General features: G+C 48.6%; 14 protein-coding genes. 7 read left to right on the forward strand and 7 right to left on the reverse strand.

The features are described from left to right. Nucleotides 1-238: 238 nt before the first annotated feature. The 5 genes from LL912_RS03790 to LL912_RS03810 all read right to left on the reverse strand — a co-directional run bounded on the left by LL912_RS03790 (nt 239) and on the right by LL912_RS03810 (nt 6,123). Nucleotides 239-1,906 (reverse strand): metallopeptidase TldD-related protein, encoded by a 1,668-nt coding sequence (locus tag LL912_RS03790; protein ID WP_235552226.1) that lies wholly within the window; start codon nt 1,904-1,906, stop codon nt 239-241. 9 nt (nt 1,907-1,915) lie between these two features. Continuing rightward, nucleotides 1,916-3,616 carry a metallopeptidase TldD-related protein gene (locus LL912_RS03795; protein WP_235552227.1) on the reverse strand — a complete coding sequence of 567 codons (1,701 nt, stop codon included), beginning with the start codon at nt 3,614-3,616 and terminating at the stop codon, nt 1,916-1,918. Nucleotides 3,617-3,887: 271 nt separating this feature from the next. Then, nucleotides 3,888-4,283 carry a hypothetical protein gene (locus LL912_RS03800; protein WP_235552228.1) on the reverse strand — a complete coding sequence of 132 codons (396 nt, stop codon included), beginning with the start codon at nt 4,281-4,283 and terminating at the stop codon, nt 3,888-3,890. A gap of 74 nt (nt 4,284-4,357) precedes the next feature. Then, a complete protein-coding gene (locus tag LL912_RS03805) occupies nt 4,358-5,320 on the reverse strand; it encodes an electron transfer flavoprotein subunit alpha/FixB family protein (RefSeq protein ID WP_235552229.1) in 963 nt (320 codons plus the stop codon). Between the two features lie 59 nt (nt 5,321-5,379). After that, a complete protein-coding gene (locus LL912_RS03810) occupies nt 5,380-6,123 on the reverse strand; it encodes an electron transfer flavoprotein subunit beta/FixA family protein (RefSeq protein WP_235552230.1) in 744 nt (247 codons plus the stop codon). Between the two features lie 110 nt (nt 6,124-6,233). Between LL912_RS03810 and LL912_RS03815 the strand changes: the two genes are divergently transcribed. The 5 genes from LL912_RS03815 (at nt 6,234) to LL912_RS03835 (ending at nt 12,966) form a co-directional block, all read left to right on the forward strand. After that, nucleotides 6,234-6,545: a tetratricopeptide repeat protein gene (locus tag LL912_RS03815; protein WP_235552231.1), complete on the forward strand. Its 312-nt coding sequence runs from the start codon at nt 6,234-6,236 to the stop codon at nt 6,543-6,545. Between the two features lie 9 nt (nt 6,546-6,554). Next, on the forward strand, nt 6,555-7,880 hold the full coding sequence (gene tilS, locus LL912_RS03820; RefSeq protein WP_235552232.1) for a tRNA lysidine(34) synthetase TilS: 1,326 nt from the start codon (nt 6,555-6,557) through the stop codon (nt 7,878-7,880). Nucleotides 7,881-7,942: 62 nt separating this feature from the next. After that, nucleotides 7,943-8,983 carry an endolytic transglycosylase MltG gene (mltG, locus tag LL912_RS03825; RefSeq protein WP_235552233.1) on the forward strand — a complete coding sequence of 347 codons (1,041 nt, stop codon included), beginning with the start codon at nt 7,943-7,945 and terminating at the stop codon, nt 8,981-8,983. Then, nucleotides 8,980-9,969 (forward strand): YihY/virulence factor BrkB family protein, encoded by a 990-nt coding sequence (locus LL912_RS03830; protein ID WP_235552234.1) that lies wholly within the window; start codon nt 8,980-8,982, stop codon nt 9,967-9,969. The genes mltG and LL912_RS03830 overlap by 4 nt, the downstream gene beginning before the upstream one ends. A 477-nt stretch (nt 9,970-10,446) precedes the next feature. After that, nucleotides 10,447-12,966, forward strand: coding sequence for a phosphocholine-specific phospholipase C (locus LL912_RS03835; RefSeq protein WP_235552235.1), 2,520 nt, complete (start codon nt 10,447-10,449; stop codon nt 12,964-12,966). On the opposite strand, the gene LL912_RS03840 is transcribed toward LL912_RS03835, so the two are convergent. Next, nucleotides 12,963-13,721: a class I SAM-dependent methyltransferase gene (locus LL912_RS03840; protein ID WP_235552236.1), complete on the reverse strand. Its 759-nt coding sequence runs from the start codon at nt 13,719-13,721 to the stop codon at nt 12,963-12,965. The two genes, LL912_RS03835 and LL912_RS03840, sit on opposite strands and share 4 nt — an antisense overlap. A 119-nt stretch (nt 13,722-13,840) precedes the next feature. Beyond that, the gene (locus LL912_RS03845) at nt 13,841-14,281 is read right to left on the reverse strand and encodes a SufE family protein (RefSeq protein ID WP_235552237.1); all 441 of its coding nucleotides are present in this window, start codon (nt 14,279-14,281) and stop codon (nt 13,841-13,843) included. A 161-nt stretch (nt 14,282-14,442) separates the two neighbouring features. On the opposite strand from LL912_RS03845, the gene LL912_RS03850 reads away from it, so the two are divergent. Beyond that, entirely contained in the window at nt 14,443-14,688 is a 246-nt protein-coding gene (locus LL912_RS03850) for a hypothetical protein (RefSeq protein ID WP_235552238.1), read from the forward strand. 144 nt (nt 14,689-14,832) lie between these two features. Next, nucleotides 14,833-15,915, forward strand: coding sequence for a 3-phosphoserine/phosphohydroxythreonine transaminase (gene serC, locus LL912_RS03855; RefSeq protein WP_235552239.1), 1,083 nt, complete (start codon nt 14,833-14,835; stop codon nt 15,913-15,915). The last annotated feature ends 52 nt before the right edge of the window (nt 15,916-15,967 follow it).

Here is a 15,967-nt window from a genome sequence, read left to right on the forward strand (position 1 = left end):
CTTTCTTTGTATACCCTTCGTGTTTTTTTTGCCTTCCGGTCTTCGTGCTTGGAATTTCCCGCAACGGCGCCAGGTTTTTTTCGCAAGGTGAAGATGCCTGACCCCACAATCTTATTGTAGTCTTAGCGGATCCGTAGCGTCTTTAGGAGTCAATTTAAAACAGCAAGACGCAAAGGTGCTATGAGCGCAACGCTATATCCCTTCGTGTTTCTTTATGCCTTCCTTCGTGGTTGGAATTTCAGCGTTTCTTCAGCTTTAATTTTTGTTTCTCTACAGCCGGTTCTTTATCCAGCAGGGGATTGCTTACGATAATGGGCTTGGCTTTCACCACGCTATTCTCCGCTTCCAGTTCTATTTCGCCGATGATCATACTTTGCGGGCAGATAACGGAATACAGCGACTGGTTCCACAATTGCTGCTGATCCGATGCCGTCATAAACCTTCGCAGGCTTCGCATATTGAGATTGGTAAATTTAAAGCCGGTCAGCAGTTCTTCTTTCATGGTGGCCGTATCAACGCGGTACAGGTAGGGCACCTGGCCATAGCTCACATTTACTCCCCGTACAATATAAGCATAGGGGAGCCCTTCTTCCTTAGCCACCCTGATCAATTCTTTCTTCATCTGGCTGAACGGAACAACCGGGTCTGCGGTGAGTCTTAGCACGCCGGCGCTATACGTACGTTCGCCGGAGGCAAACCCGCCGGGCTCGCGGAATTTCTGCGTTGGCGTCCGGCCGTTCAACAGGTTCTTCAGTACGCCATTCCGGATCAACTCCAGCGAATCTGGCGGTAGTACGCCATTATAATCGATATCAAAGGCCCCCGTAGTATGCCGGCCCTTATAGGTTTTTAAATGGGGCAAGGCGGTCAGTGTTAAACCGGAGGCAATCAGTTTTTGCCCGATCTTATCTTCGTAAAATGTGGTGCTGTTATCAGGATAGAGGATGGATTTTCTGTTTACACCCAGACTGTAACGGAAAAAACCGGAAATAAGATCGGAAAGCGATGCGCCTTCAAAAAGCACCGGCCCCAGGTATGAGCCTTCAAAGCGAGGGGCGTTATCCCGTTCCAGTATTTTTTTGATCAGCCCACGGGTCGTATCCTCCAGCGTTTTATAATCCGGCAGATCCTCCATCCGGGCTACGGATTCGCTATAGGTTTCAAAAATATTGCTGCCTTCTTTTCCCTGCATGGAAGCGGAGATGGTGAGCGCAATTTGAGCAACGGGTTTGCGGACAATGGTTCCTTCGCTGGATACCAGGTATTCCTCGCCGTTGTTGATGGCCAGAAAACAGGCGGAGGATGTGATCTGGGGATAGGCGATAAATAAGGCGGAAAGCTTTTCCAGCAGCGGCTTCCAGCGCTCTACGCCGGATATCGGTGGGAGCCCTCCGTAATCCCTGACCACAGGATCAGCCTTCACCAGGTCAGGCAGGTCGAGCTCTTTCTGATCGACCGTTACTCTTTTTAAAGCCGCCATGGTTGCATTGTATTGCTGCGCGGTCATTTTATAAGCCCGGTCGGTTTCCAGCCAAAGAAGCCGGCGCAATTCGTCGGCATCGTTTTCATCCGGCAGCAGGACATAGGAACCATCATCAAAAAGATAATCAAAATTCCGGCGATAATCGCCCACCAGCAGTTTTACCGAGGCCGTTTTTGTTTCCGACGGACCGGAGAATGGCGTTACGAGCTGACCCCGCTCTGCACGTATGGCTTGGGAAACGGCGTGTCTTAATTTGTAGCTGATAAAAAAGGGCTTGCCTAAATCGGGAAGCCGCAGCTGCCGGATATTACGGTTCAGTTCCTGTGAAAGCGCTTTTACATAAAAGTTGTCGCGCAGGTCCTGTGCCTCCGTCGTCAAAAAGCAGGAAAGCATACCGGCAGCTAATATAAATTTCTTGAGCATCGGGTGGTTTTAAAAAGATGGAGTGGTGGAGGAATGGGCGGCACTGTCGAGATCGGGCCTGGGCAGCACCGGCAGGCGGTCGTTGGATTTGCTTTTTTTCTGTGTTTCGATCACATCTACAAAAATAGCAGGCGAGGAGGCCGAAACCGGCACCCAGCCGGAATTGGAGCCGCACATGCCGTTAAAGGTCTCCAGCGTATTATCGGCCGCAATGATCCTGCGGAACATGGAAAGCGGCGTGCCGATCAGGTCAACGCCCCGTACCAGCTGATCGGGCCGGCCATCCACAAATACCCGGTATACTTCAATCGGCATTACATTGAAGGCATTGGGGGTGGTGCGCCCAACCGTGGTAAACCCACCCTGCACATCTTCAAAATAATACCCATAGGCATGTCCCTGTTTTTTGGCTTCGTTGCGCAGCCGTTCTTTTAAAGCTGCTGCTGTTTGGGTTGTAGCGGCCTTAACGATCAGGTTGCTTTGCCGGCTTTCCGGAATACCCCCGGGGGCCGTCCGGGCATGCCCGTTGGAGCCGCTGGAACCGTTGATCGGGGTACGGGTCATTAAAAAGCTCCGGAGAATACCATCCTCCACCACCTTTACCTTTTGGGCGGCTACACCTTCATCATCATAGCGGTAAAACCCGTTCACCGCTGCCGATCCTACCTGTTTGACCGTAGGATCGAGGGTGATGCTCAGGAAGTCCGGCAGTACCGCTGTTCCGATTTTATTTTTAAAAGTGTGCCCGTCAAAATCACTTTTCATCCGTTTGCCCTCCAGGCGGTGCCCGAAGATTTCATGGAAAAAAACACCCGATGCGCGTCCGGATAAGATCGCCGGTCCCACAAAAGGATCCGCTACGGGTGCCGACCGGAGCGCGGTAAGTTTGCTGCTCATGGTACGAACGTCCTTTAAAACACTGTCCCTGGAAGGCAGCCCCGAAGGCTCGTAGGCATAATACATCTGGAACAGGGGCAGCTCCATGCCATCCGGGGCCTTTGTGGAGCTGTATACCGACTGCCAGGTACCGGTACTGTTCTCGATAATGGAAGATCCGTCGGTATCTGTAAAATATTTACGCAAGATCTTGAATTCGATCGTGGCCATCCCGGTAAGCAGGTCCGGATTGGATTTTAAAACAGCCGAATAAGCGACCAGATTTTTGGTAAGGGTATTCAGGTCGGGGCGGAGGGCCGCATAACGCAGGGGCGGATCCTGGTACACCACTTTTGGGGCCGGCGAAAAATCGGCAGCAGAATCTTCCTCAGCTACTTTTACTTTTTTATTGGTAAGGATTTGTTCATAAGCCTGCACGGCATTTTTATAGGCATTGTCTGTGTTTTTCCAGATGGCAAGGGTGATCAGATCGGCATCATCCGCTACAGGGATGCCTCCGGGGAACTGTCCAAATCCTACATTGTGCGTATTATCGAGCTGATAACTGCCCAGCCTTACAGATGGCGAAAAGACGCGGTACCGGGAAGAATCAATGCCGGTAACGACGCCAAAGGAAGTGCGGATATTATAGGTGGTGATGTCATCTACCCGGTAACTCATATAATACAGGCGGTCGTCTGCTTTTTTAAGCTGATCAAACTCCCTTTGCAGTTCCTTCTTCAGCGTCGTCATAAGCAAATCCTGGGAAAACAGCGTTTGGGTGATAAAGGTTAGTCCGATTGCAGCGAGCCCCGATCGCAGGTTAAAGATCATATAATGGGTTTAATAATTGATTTGATTAAGGATCACATCCATCACGGAAGATACCGATTTTTATGTTCCGATTCTTAAACCGGTTGTTAAAAACAGGGTGATTACTGTCATCCGGTTTAACCGGACGCGTGCACCGGCCGGATCTGGTTGGTGTACTGTTTTTTGAACTTTGTGCAGGTTGTAAACCATTTGCTCTCCGGATATTTGTTCACATGATTTTTGTTTACAAATATCCGGTCAATAAATTTGGTGTACATAACCGGTCACTTCCTTAGTGCGGACGATTAGACCGGCCGTTATGCAGGTCAGACAGCGATGGTGCCTGGCTATAGTACAGCGGGCGCTTATAGAAGTGCTGACCCGGCGCGGTACTGTCCGGTTGCGGTTTGTTCCATAAATTGGGCATGCGGTCTGTCCGGTTCATGCCTTTGCCGGCATTTGCAATGGGCTTACCGGTTCCGTAGGGAAGCAATACCGGCATCCGGTCCTGCCGGGCGAGACCTGTATAAAATTTTTCGTTGAGCCGCTTAATGGTTGTGGTATCAATAATATAAGGATCAGGCCTGGAATATAATTTCAGGTCGGCCGGCTTTACAGGCATCGTTGTTCCCTGTGCCCGGGCGGCTGTGGCACAGCATGCCAGTACAATAATGATTAGATAATTCATATCCGTTTTCCGGACAGGATGCAGCGACTCAGGTTTTTACATAAAAAAAACCGGGAAGATCCCGGTTTTTAGTATTATCCTTTCAACTGTTTAATGGCTGCTGTAAGTTTGGGTACCACTTCAAAAAGGTCTCCGACAATTCCATAATCTGCCGCTTTAAAAAAGGGTGCTTCCGGATCTTTATTGATCACCACAATCACTTTGCTGCGGTTTACACCCGCGAGGTGCTGAATGGCTCCGGAAATACCTATTGCCAGGTAAAGATTCGGTGCAATGGCTCCGCCGGTTTGTCCCACGTGCTCGTTATGCGGGCGCCAGTGCGCATCGGCCACAGGGCGGCTGCAGGCCAGGGCTGCATTCAATGCTTTGGCCAGGTCTTCCAGTATCCCCCAGTTTTCCGGTCCCTTCATGCCGCGTCCGCCACTCACTACGCGTTCGGCTTCGGCCAGCGGCACTTCCGCCGACTGGCGGTTTACGCTCACTGTTTTCACTTTTGGAAGATCCGCTGTCACTTCAGCCGGAGCAACGGTAGCCGTACCTGCTCCTGCCTCAATAGTGAAGGAATTGGGATTGAGTGTGATGATCTTTATAGAGGTGGTGATCTTTACATCGGCAAATGCTTTGCCGGAGAATACCGATTTTCTGACAACAAAATCATTGGCTGTTTCCGGTAATGCCACAGCTCCGGACACGAGGCCCGCTTTTAGCCGTGCCGATAACCGGGGCGCCAGGGCCTTGCCATCGGTGTTGTTGGAGAACAGGATAACGGTAGCACCTGTTTTTTCTGCTACCTGCGCAATGGCTTTGGTGTACACCTGGGCATCAAAATGGGCCAGCGCCTCGTTTTGAACCTGGTGAATGGTTTGAACACCATATTTCCCCAGCGCAGCAAGATCCTCCTTTACCGGTGCCAGCACCAGCCCTTCTGCGGGTACACCCAGTTGCTGTGCCAGCCGGGCTCCGTAGGTTAACACTTCAAGCGAGGTTTTTTTTACCGCGCCTTCCTCATTGATATCGATAAATATTAAAACAGACATGACTAATTTGAAAATGTGTGAATTTGAAAATTTGAAAATTGGTTAAACCGGAAACTGCTTTAAATTACCTTCGCTTCTTCGTGTAACAACCGTACCAGTTCCTGTACATTGTCGGCATCCACCAGCTTTACGCCGGCCTTTGCGGGCGGAAGACTAAATGCTGCTACTTCTGTAAGCGCATCCGATACCGCAGGTTCTACCACTTTAAGGGGTTTGGTACGGGCGGCCATAATGCCCCGCATATTCGGGATCCGCTGCTCCGCCATTCCTTTGTTGCAGCTGACCACTACCGGCAGTGACACTTCACATACTTCTTCGCCGCCTTCTATCTCCCGGGTAACGGTGGCTGTTGTTCCGTTCAGCTCAAATTTTGTAGCCAGCGAAATATAAGGCAGGTCCAGCAACTCGGCTACCATGCCACCCACCGCGCTGCCGTTGTAATCGATGGTTTCCTTTCCTAAAAAGATCAGGTCGTAATTATTTTCTTTGGCCACCTGTGCAATCTGCGTGGCAATACCAAAGCTGTCCAGGTTTTCTGCGTTTACGCGGATGGCTTCATCACCGCCCAGGGCCAGGGCTTTCCGGATGATGGCATCACTGTCGGCGCCGCCAACATTGATCAGGTGAATGATCGTGGCAGGATCGGCTTCCTTTAGCTCGATAGCCCGCACCAGCGCATAGTATTCGTCGTTGGGATTAATGATCCACTGTACCCCGGCCGCATCAAATTTCGTATTATTATCTGTGAAAGCTATTTTTGCCGTGGTATCAGGCGTCTTACTAATACAAACTAATATCTTCATTATGGTATCACTTTTATATTTGAAAGTTGTTTATGCAACTGTTTATGTAACCAAACAAAGATAACAGTTGTAAGGTAATATTGTATGGATGTCAAAAAAAAATGTTCAGAATGAGCCGGATTGAAAAATTGGAGGAATTGTTGCAGGAAAACAGCGGAGACGCGTTTCTGAATCATGCACTGGCATTGGAATATGTAAAAGCAGGAGACGATCTGAAAGCGGGCCGGCTCTTTAAAACCCTCCTGGAAAAGAACGAGGATTATGTAGGCAGCTATTATCATCTTGGCAAATTGCTGGAACGCGGCGGGGATGAAGCCGGCGCAATAACCGTTTATAAAAAAGGAATGGAAGTGGCACAAAGGCTGGGAGAGCAGCATGCATATAATGAACTGAAGTCCGCCTGCGAATACCTGGAATTTTAAAAATATAGAATGGATCTGTTAACCCGTTTTACAACGCATATTTACCAGCGGCATCTTTTTACAAAAAAGGATCGCCTGCTGCTGGCCATAAGCGGTGGTGTGGATTCGGTGGTATTGGGTGCTCTTTGTAAACGGGCCGGTTTTGATATGGGCATAGCCCATTGCAATTTTCAATTAAGAGGCGCCGATAGCGACGCCGACGAGCTGTTTGTAAAACGGCTTGCCGAAACCTGGAATGTACCGTTTTACAGCATCCGTTTTAATACCCGCGTTTTTGCCGAAGAGAACAAACTCTCAGTACAGGAAGCAGCGCGGGCACTGCGGTATGAATGGTTTGGAGAGCTCCGGAAACGGGAGCTGTACGATTATGTGCTGACAGGTCATCATGCCAATGACGATATAGAAACCCTGTTGATGAGTTTCTTCCGGGGCACGGGTATAAACGGACTTACGGGCATTAAAGAAAAAAACGGGGCAGTGATACGCCCGCTGTTATTTGCCAAAAGAACCGAACTGGAGCAGTACCTGAACGAGCAATCGCTTTCCTTTGTACAGGATGCTTCTAATTTAAAAGACCATTATACCCGCAACTTTATCCGCAACCGGCTGCTTCCACAGGTTGCGGGTATTTACCCGGAAGTGGAGCAAAACCTGATCGGCAATATCCATCGTTTCCAGGAAGCGTATGCATTATACCAGCAGTCCGTCGCTCAATACCGGAAAAAGCTGGTAAGCCGGAAGGGGAGCGAATTGTATATCCCCGTGTTGCTGTTGCTGAAAACAGCGGCACCCGCCACCGTGCTGTTTGAGATCATCAGCGATTATGGTTTCAGCGCCGCGCAGTTGCCGGAGGTTTTGGCGCTTACAGAATCGGATCCGGGGAAATTTATCAAATCAGCAACGCACCGGGTGATCCGCGACCGGAAACACCTAATTATTGCACCGCTGGCCGCAGCGGCCGGTTCCCGGGTGCTTGTGGAAGCGCCGGGCGATTATTTTTTTGAAGCAGGAACACTAAAGATCCGGCGGCGAAAAAAAGAAGGCGCTATTCCTGTGGCGGCGGATACCGCATGGATCGATGCCCGCCTGTTGACATTTCCCCTCACACTCCGGCCCTGGAAAACGGGTGATTATTTTTACCCGTTGGGCATGAACAAAAAAAAGAAAGTGGCCCGCTTCCTGATCGATCTTAAGCTTACGGCCACCCAAAAAGAGCAGGTATGGGTACTGGAAATGGGACAAAAGATTGTTTGGATAGTGGGACTGCGGATCGATAACCGTTTCCGGATAACGGATACCACCGGGGAAATCATCGAAATACATTATAAAAAATAATCAGAGCGGCTTTTACCTGTTTTTGCGGGGTGAAGGGCCACCGAAAAATCTGACGTATAACTATGGCAAAAAAGAAAAAGAACGTTCCGTATCTCCTGCTCGTGCTGCTTTTGCTGGTGGCCTTTGTACTGTTTAAATTCCTGGGGCCTGCTACCCACAAAACAGAAAAAGGTTTTTTATATGTAAAAACAGGCACAACCCTGGAACAACTAAAAGTACAGTTGTTAAAAGAAAAATTCCTTGGGAGCACTACCTGGTTGAATATGGCGGTAAAGGCATTGGGGTATAAAACAGTAAAACCCGGTAAGTACAAGGTGGGAGCGGGAACCAGCATTCTTTCGTTGGTGCGGATGCTGAAAAACGGCCGGCAAACCCCGGTAGACCTGGTGATCAACAAAATCCGCACAAAAGAAGCGCTGGCGGGGAGGATCGGGAAATTGTTTGAGTGCGATTCATTGCAAACGATCGGGTTCCTGAACAGCAAGGATTCGCTGACGGAATATGGGCTGGACAGCAATACGGTGATGGCCACAGTATTGCCGTTGCGTTATGAAATAAAATGGAACACAACGCCCCGGGCGATCTTCGACCGGTTCTTCGAAGCTTATAAAAAATTCTGGACCGATGAACGTTCAAAAAAAGCAGCGGCACAGGGGCTTTCCCAGCTGGAAGTGATTACCCTGGCTTCCATTATTGATGAGGAAACCAACAAGGCCGCAGACAAGCCCAAAATCGCCAGCACGTATATGAACCGCATAGCAAAGGGAATGCCCCTCCAGGCCGACCCGACGGTAAAATTTGCGCTAAAGGATTTTGGGATCAAACGCATTCTCTTTGGTCATCTGGCCGTGGTGTCGCCCTATAATACCTATAAAAATAAAGGACTGCCACCCGGCCCTATCTGCACCCCCCAGCAATCGACCATTGATTCCGTGCTGAATGCGCCGAAAACAGATTACCTGTATTTTGTAGCCAGCAGCAATTTCGACGGTTCCCATATTTTTACCAGCAACTACGAAGAGCATACGAAGTACGCAAAAATGTATCAGCAGGTGCTGGATGCGCAGATACGTAAAAGAGATAGTATCAACGCCCTGCCATGAGTCCTGTAAAAAATATCGTTAAACGGATTAAAGATTCCCGGAGGATCAGCTGGTTGCGGCATAAGGGTGAAACGGCGGCCATCCCCGGCTTTGAACGGGTTTCGGTACTGGATACCTTCCGGGGGTTCCGTAAGCAGATCAAAGACGACAATATCATTGAGCGCGCATCGGCCATTTCGTATAATTTTTTTATGGCCATCCCACCCACAATGATCTTTTTATTTACACTGGTACCGGTTATACTCGGGCTGTTTCCTACCAATTTTGATTTTAAAACCCAGATCGAGGAACAAATCGAAACATTGATTAAAGGGGTAATTCCCGCGCCAAAAAATTACGAGCCCATCCTTGAATTTATTTTTAACATCATTCACCGCCCGCGTACCGATCTGTTATCGGCAGGTATCCTGCTTTCCCTGTTCTTTTCGTCGAACGCGATAATGGGATTGATGCGTTCCTTTGACAAAGACCTGCCCGGTTTTATTAAACGAAAAGGCCTGCAGAAAAGAGGGAATGCATTAAAGGTAACACTGGTGCTCGATTTCCTGTTTATACTTTGTATGGCATTGCTGGCTGCACAGGGTAATGTACTGGAATGGCTGGGTATCGAGCAGCAATGGCTTATCAACCTTATCAGCAGCACGCGTTGGGTACTGGTTGTCGGATTGTTCTGGGTAATTGTTTCCTATATCTACCGGGCCGTTCCCTCGGTGCATAAGAAATGGACCTGGATCACGCCCGGTTCTGTTCTGGCCGCAGTACTGATGACCATACTGGCCCTGGGATTTTCCTGGTGGGTGAGCAGCTTTGGAAACTTTAATAAATTATATGGTTCCCTTGGAACCGTGCTTATTGTGCTGGTGTATATTTTCATCAATTCCCTGATCCTGCTGGTTGGCTTTGAGATCAACGTAAGCATCCGTTCCCATGCGCTGAACCGCGATGCCCGCCGGGAAGATCTCTTTGCAGAAGATGTGTTAATATAGGGGAGGTTTAAGGTTTCACGTTTAATGTTTCAGATTGGTTCCGTTTGGTACCTGATGCGCTTCCGGTTGAATGTTTAAAGTTCAAAGTTTAGCACGATTCTCCGCCTGATGCAAGCTGTTTCAGGCACCGTTTCCAATTAGCAAAACCGGAGGGAAACCTCGGGAGATAGTAACGGCATCTCTACTTTTATATTTAATATTTTTCATGCTTCATTTTAAATTCTCCGATCCCTGGCCGGCCTCAGCTGAAATCTGAAAACTGATCTCTGATCTCTGAAATCTAACCGATCGGCGTAAATCCTCTCAATGCTTTTTATTTTCTTTATTTTCCTTTCTTTCTGTTAAACTTTCTTAATTTCCAGCCGTCAAAAGAAAAATAGAACCGGTTAACAATCATTTAACCAGGCCTCCGGGGTCGCTAAATTATATTTGACGGGTCCTTTTTTAAACAATTGCTTCATTTATAAAAAAGATTGAATGGATAACAGACGTGCATTCCTGAAAAAATCCATGCTGCTGTCGGGTGCAGCAGGTATTAGAGCCGCCGTTCCCGATAGCCTTTTAAAAGCCCTTTCCATTGACCCCAAACCGGGCAGCACCTTCCTGGATGCAGAACATATCGTGATCCTGATGCAGGAGAACCGATCTTTTGACCATTGCTTTGGGGCGCTACAGGGGGTACGCGGTTTTAATGATCCGCGGGCCATTACCCTGCCGGATCAGAAACCGGTTTGGTTCCAAACCAATGAAAAGGGAGAGTCCTATGGCCCTTTCCGTTTGAACATTAAGGAAACCAATGCTACCTGGTTGGGTGCACTGCCTCATTCGCGCCACAGCCAGGTGGATGCATTTAATAACGGGAAGTATGATAAATGGCTGCCGGCGAAAAAAACGGGGAACAAAAAATACGCCGCCATGCCGCTGACCATGGGCTATTATACCCGGGAAGACCTGCCGTTTAACTATGCCCTGGCGGATGCCTTTACCGTTTGCGATCAGAATTTTTGTTCGGCCATGACCAGTACTACACCCAACCGGTCTTTTTTCTGGACGGGAAAGATCCGGGATACGGATGACGGGTACCCGCGGGACAATATCCGCAATGATAATTTTGCCCATGCAAAAATGAGCTGGAAAACCTTTCCGGAACTGCTTACAGAAAATGATATTAACTGGAAGTTTTACCAGAATGATATTTCCTGTGGCGGCGGATATACGGGGGAGGAGCGGGCATGGCTGTCGAATTTTGGCTGCAACCTGCTGGAATTTTTTAAAGCCTACAATGTAAAGTACACCCCCCGGTATGTTGAAGGATTGAAACAGCTGGTGGATACCCTGCCCGGAGAGATCAACCAACTGCAGGAGGAAAGCCCTTCCAGCGAAGCGGCTTCAAAAAAAATAAAAACTGCTTTGAGCAAAAAGCAGGCGGCATTGGACAATGCAAGGGCCGAGTTGGAACGCTGGAGCCGGACCAATTTTGAAAAGCTGACCGAAAAGCAAAAAGAACTTTTTTATAGTGCTTTTGTCAACAATAAAAAAGATGCCGGCTATCGCTCCGTTTCCCAACTCAAATACCGTGAAAACGGCGCAGAACGTTTGATGACGGTTCCTTCCGGCGATATCCTGTACCAGTTCCGGAAGGATGTGGATGAAGGGCGGCTGCCCATCGTATCCTGGCTGGCGGGACCGCAGAATTTTTCGGATCATCCCAGTGCTCCCTGGTATGGAGCCTGGTATGTTTCGGAGATCCTGGACATCCTTACGAAGAATCCCGAGGTTTGGAAAAAGACCATCTTTATCCTTACTTATGATGAAAACGACGGGTATTACGATCATGTGCCGCCGTTTTCTATTGCAGACAATAAGAAACCCGGCACCGGGAAATGCAGTGCGGGGATTGACACCGAGGTGGAACAGGTGCGGCTGGAATATGAATTAAAACAGGGTATCCCCGAAAAACAGGCACGCGAGGCTCCCATTGGGTTGGGGTTCAGGGTACCCATGGTCATTGCATCACCCTGGAGCCGCGGCGGTAAGGTATGCTCCCAGTTGTTTGAACATACATCCACCCTGCAATTCCTGGAAACCTTTCTTAACCAGAAATACAACAAAAAGATCCGCATCGACAATATCAGTGAATGGCGGCGCACCATCAGCGGTGATCTTACTTCGGCATTCAGTCCTTTTAACGGGGAGCCCGTACGGAAACTTCCGTTTTTGAAACGGGACGCATTCGTGGAAACCATTTACAATGCCCAGTTTCAAAAGGATCCTGGCGGCTTTCACCGGTTGTCGGAGCAGGATTTGAAGCAGGCGAAAAAAGGCGGGCAGGAATTATCTTTTATGCCCCGGCAGGAGCAGGGCACCCGGCCCTCTCCGGCCATTCCGTATGAATGGTATGCGGATGGAAATCTTTCAGAAGACAAGGCATCTTTGCTTGTTTCCCTAAAGGCCGGAACCACGGTGTTTGGCCAAAAAGCACAGGGCGCCCCGTTTACCGCTTATGCCCCGGTGCCGTTTACAGATGAGAAAGGGAACTCCGATGTTTGCCGCAACTGGTCCTTCGCAGTAAAAAAAGGAGACACACTTCATTATGAATGGCCGGTTAAGGCCTTTGCGGATGGGCTTTATCATCTCCGGCTGCATGGTCCTAACGGTTTTTTCCGGGAATTTAGGGGCAATAGCCAGGACCCTGCATTGAAGGTACAGTGTATGTACGAGATGAACGGGGCGCAGCCTACGGGTAATGTGCTGTTACAGTTCGGCAGTGCCGTACCGGTGACCATCGATATCGTTGATAATGCTTATAAAAACAATACGATCAGCAAGGCCGTCAATGGCAGTCAGAACCTGGTGCTCAACCTTGCAAAAAGCGGTGGCTGGTATGACTTCAGCATAAAGATCAAGGGGAATAATCGTTTTGAGAAACGGTATGCCGGCCGTGTGGAAACGAAAAAAGAGGGAATCACAGATCCGGCCATGGGACATACGGTTTAGGTAAGCCGGCCCCAGTAAACCTTGGTGGCATAATGAATAACGACCTGGTTGCCGGTTTCGTACTGATCAAACAGTGCTTTAAGATCGGCAACCATTTCAGTATACCCGGCACCATCTTTTACCGGCATATAAGAGGAGGAAAGCAGGCGGCCCTCCAGGCCTTCATAGGTAAAGACCTGCTCGTTGTTGAAGATGGATAAGGTTACTGTTCCCGGCGCAAAGAATGCTTCAATTACGGCATCATCAATGTTCCGGTGGTCTACCTTCTGGTATTGGTTGCTATGCCTTACAATAAGGTCTTCATATTCCTTTTCAAAGGGCGTTGCAGTAAGCCGTTCATTCCAGATCAGCGCTACACCGCCACCAGTTTTCAGGATCCGCTCAAATTCGGGGCGGCAATGCTCCCGGTTAAACCAATGAAACGCTTGTCCGGCAACAATCAGCCCTACGCTTTTGTCAGGAACGTTAGTGGATTCTGCGGTACCGTCGATTGCCTTAAAGCCCGGGTACGATTGAAGCAGTACCTCGCTTTTCTGCCGCATTTCGCGGTTGGGTTCAATGCCCCATACGGTATAGCCTTTTTTCAAAAATAGTTCAGCGGAAATACCGGTACCCGAACCGATATCTGCAACGGGCAGATCCGGTTTTAGCAGGCCCTCCTGCTCCAGCAGGGAACAAATGGCGGCAGGATAATGCGGACGGTATTTTACGTAGTCTTCTACGCGGTTACTAAAACGAAGGGTGCTGTGTTGCATGGATGCCTTTAGAAATATAATCTATTCAATCAGGAATAGACAATGCAAAAGTAGAAGAAAGAAATCACTTTCGGCAAGGGCCGGCAAGTAAACGTTGCTTTACTTATTTTTAGCAGGAACTATTTTTGAGGAGCCGCTTCCAGGTGCTGCACGATGGCCAGTGATTTGATGCGCTGTATTACAGAGAGGAAATCCCGCAGCCAGGAAGCTGAAAGGTAATTGAATAATTTGATCTCATGCAGAAAATACAGGTCGGCATTTGTGATCGCAGAAACGGTATGCCCGGAATAAACCTTCATAAGCAGGTTTACCAGGCCGCGCGTGATACTGTGATCGCTGTCGGCCTTAAAATAGATCCGGCCATCTTCCTTATAGGCGGTTACCCATACTTTCTTACGGCAGCCGGCTACCAGGTTCTGGTCATTCTTATCTGTGGCATCCATCGATCCCGTGCCTTTGGAAACCTGCTTTAAATGCCGGAAATAAGAGAATTTATTAACCGCAGCGGCCAGGTGTTCAAACTCTGCGATAATTTTGTCCTGCATTCTGTTTATATCCATGTGCGAAGTAGTTTAGCGGTAATCCTAATATGTTCTGAATATACATAAAACGCTGGAATGCCCCGAAATCGTATGTGTGTGAATAAATAATATTCAGACGGCAAAACCCATTGGGTATGAATACGTTCGGAAATGATTATCTTTGGGGATAAAGGAATGCTATGGATTATAAATGTACGCTGGATACTGCAGACAGCTTCCTGGAGTTGCTGAAATCGCACTTCGAACACCAGCAGAAGGTTTCGCTCTTGTCCGATATCGGTGGCTGGGAGCGGGCGGAAGGAATGGTCCGGGAGATCGTTCAAAAGGAGGATGCCTCGTACCTGGTGCTGGATAATGGCACTACACTTGATATCTCAAAGGTTATTGCGGTGAATGGGGTTTTTAAAACCGGTTGTTCCTGCTGACGGCGCAGATATACCGGGAAACAACGGTGTTTGTTGAAAAAAAATCAACAGATCCGGTTCTTATTAGAATTTAATTAAAGCGTTTAAAGGGGTGCCTGGTTCTTAGTAATTTTGCACCTCAATTATTAAAAAACAGTTTTCAGAATGGAAAGAGTCTACAATTTTTCGGCCGGGCCCTGTGCATTACCGGAAGCGGTGTTATTAAGAGCACAAAAAGAGTTATTAAACTACAACAATACCGGTATGTCGGTGATGGAAATGAGTCACCGATCGAAAGATTATATGGCTATTATTGAATCGGCAGAACAATTGTTCCGTGAACTGATGCAGGTGCCCGACAACTACAAGGTGTTGTTTCTCCAGGGGGGCGCATCCAGCCAGTTTGCCATGGTTCCCCTCAACCTGATGAACCGGAATAAAAAAGCCGATTATGTCAATACCGGCGTGTGGTCTGATAAAGCCATTAAAGAAGCATCCCGTTACGGAACAGTAAATGTTGTGGCCAGCTCAAAAGATAAAACCTTTAATTATATCCCCAAGCTGGACCCGGCCACCTTCACGCCGGATGCGGATTATTTTCATATTACCACCAACAATACCATTTATGGTACGCGCTATAATACGCTGCCGGATACCGGCGATGTAACGCTGGTGGCAGATATGTCTTCCGATATCCTGTCTAAATACTATGATGTGCGGAAATTCGGTCTGATCTATGCCGGTGCCCAGAAAAACATGGGTGCCGCCGGTGTTTGCGTGGTGGTGGTACGCGAGGATCTTTTGGGGAACGCGATGGAGTTTACACCCGCCATGATGAACTATAAAAATCACGCGGACAATGGTTCAATGTTCAACACTCCACCCACTTATGGCATTTATATATGTAAGCTGGTATACGAATGGCTGAAAGACCTGGGCGGCGTGGATGCGATTGCGCAGATCAATATTGAAAAGGCTCGTGTATTATACGAATTCCTGGATAATTCGGAACTGTTTAGCGGTACTGCAGTGGCCGAAGACCGTTCCATTATGAACGTTCCCTTTATTACGAAGGACCATACACTGGATGACCAGTTTTTAAAAGAGGCTGCGGCCAGTGGTTTTGTGAACCTGAAAGGACACCGGACCACCGGTGGCATGCGGGCGAGCATTTACAATGCTACTTCGCTGGAAACCGTACAAAAATTGGTAGATTTTATGAAGCAGTTTGAGCGGGCGAACGCATAAGGCAGATGCCCCGATATAAATTTAAGCCTCCGGCAAATCTGCCGGAGGCTTT

Source organism: Niabella agricola (assembly GCF_021538615.1).
Classification (GTDB): domain Bacteria; phylum Bacteroidota; class Bacteroidia; order Chitinophagales; family Chitinophagaceae; genus Niabella; species Niabella agricola.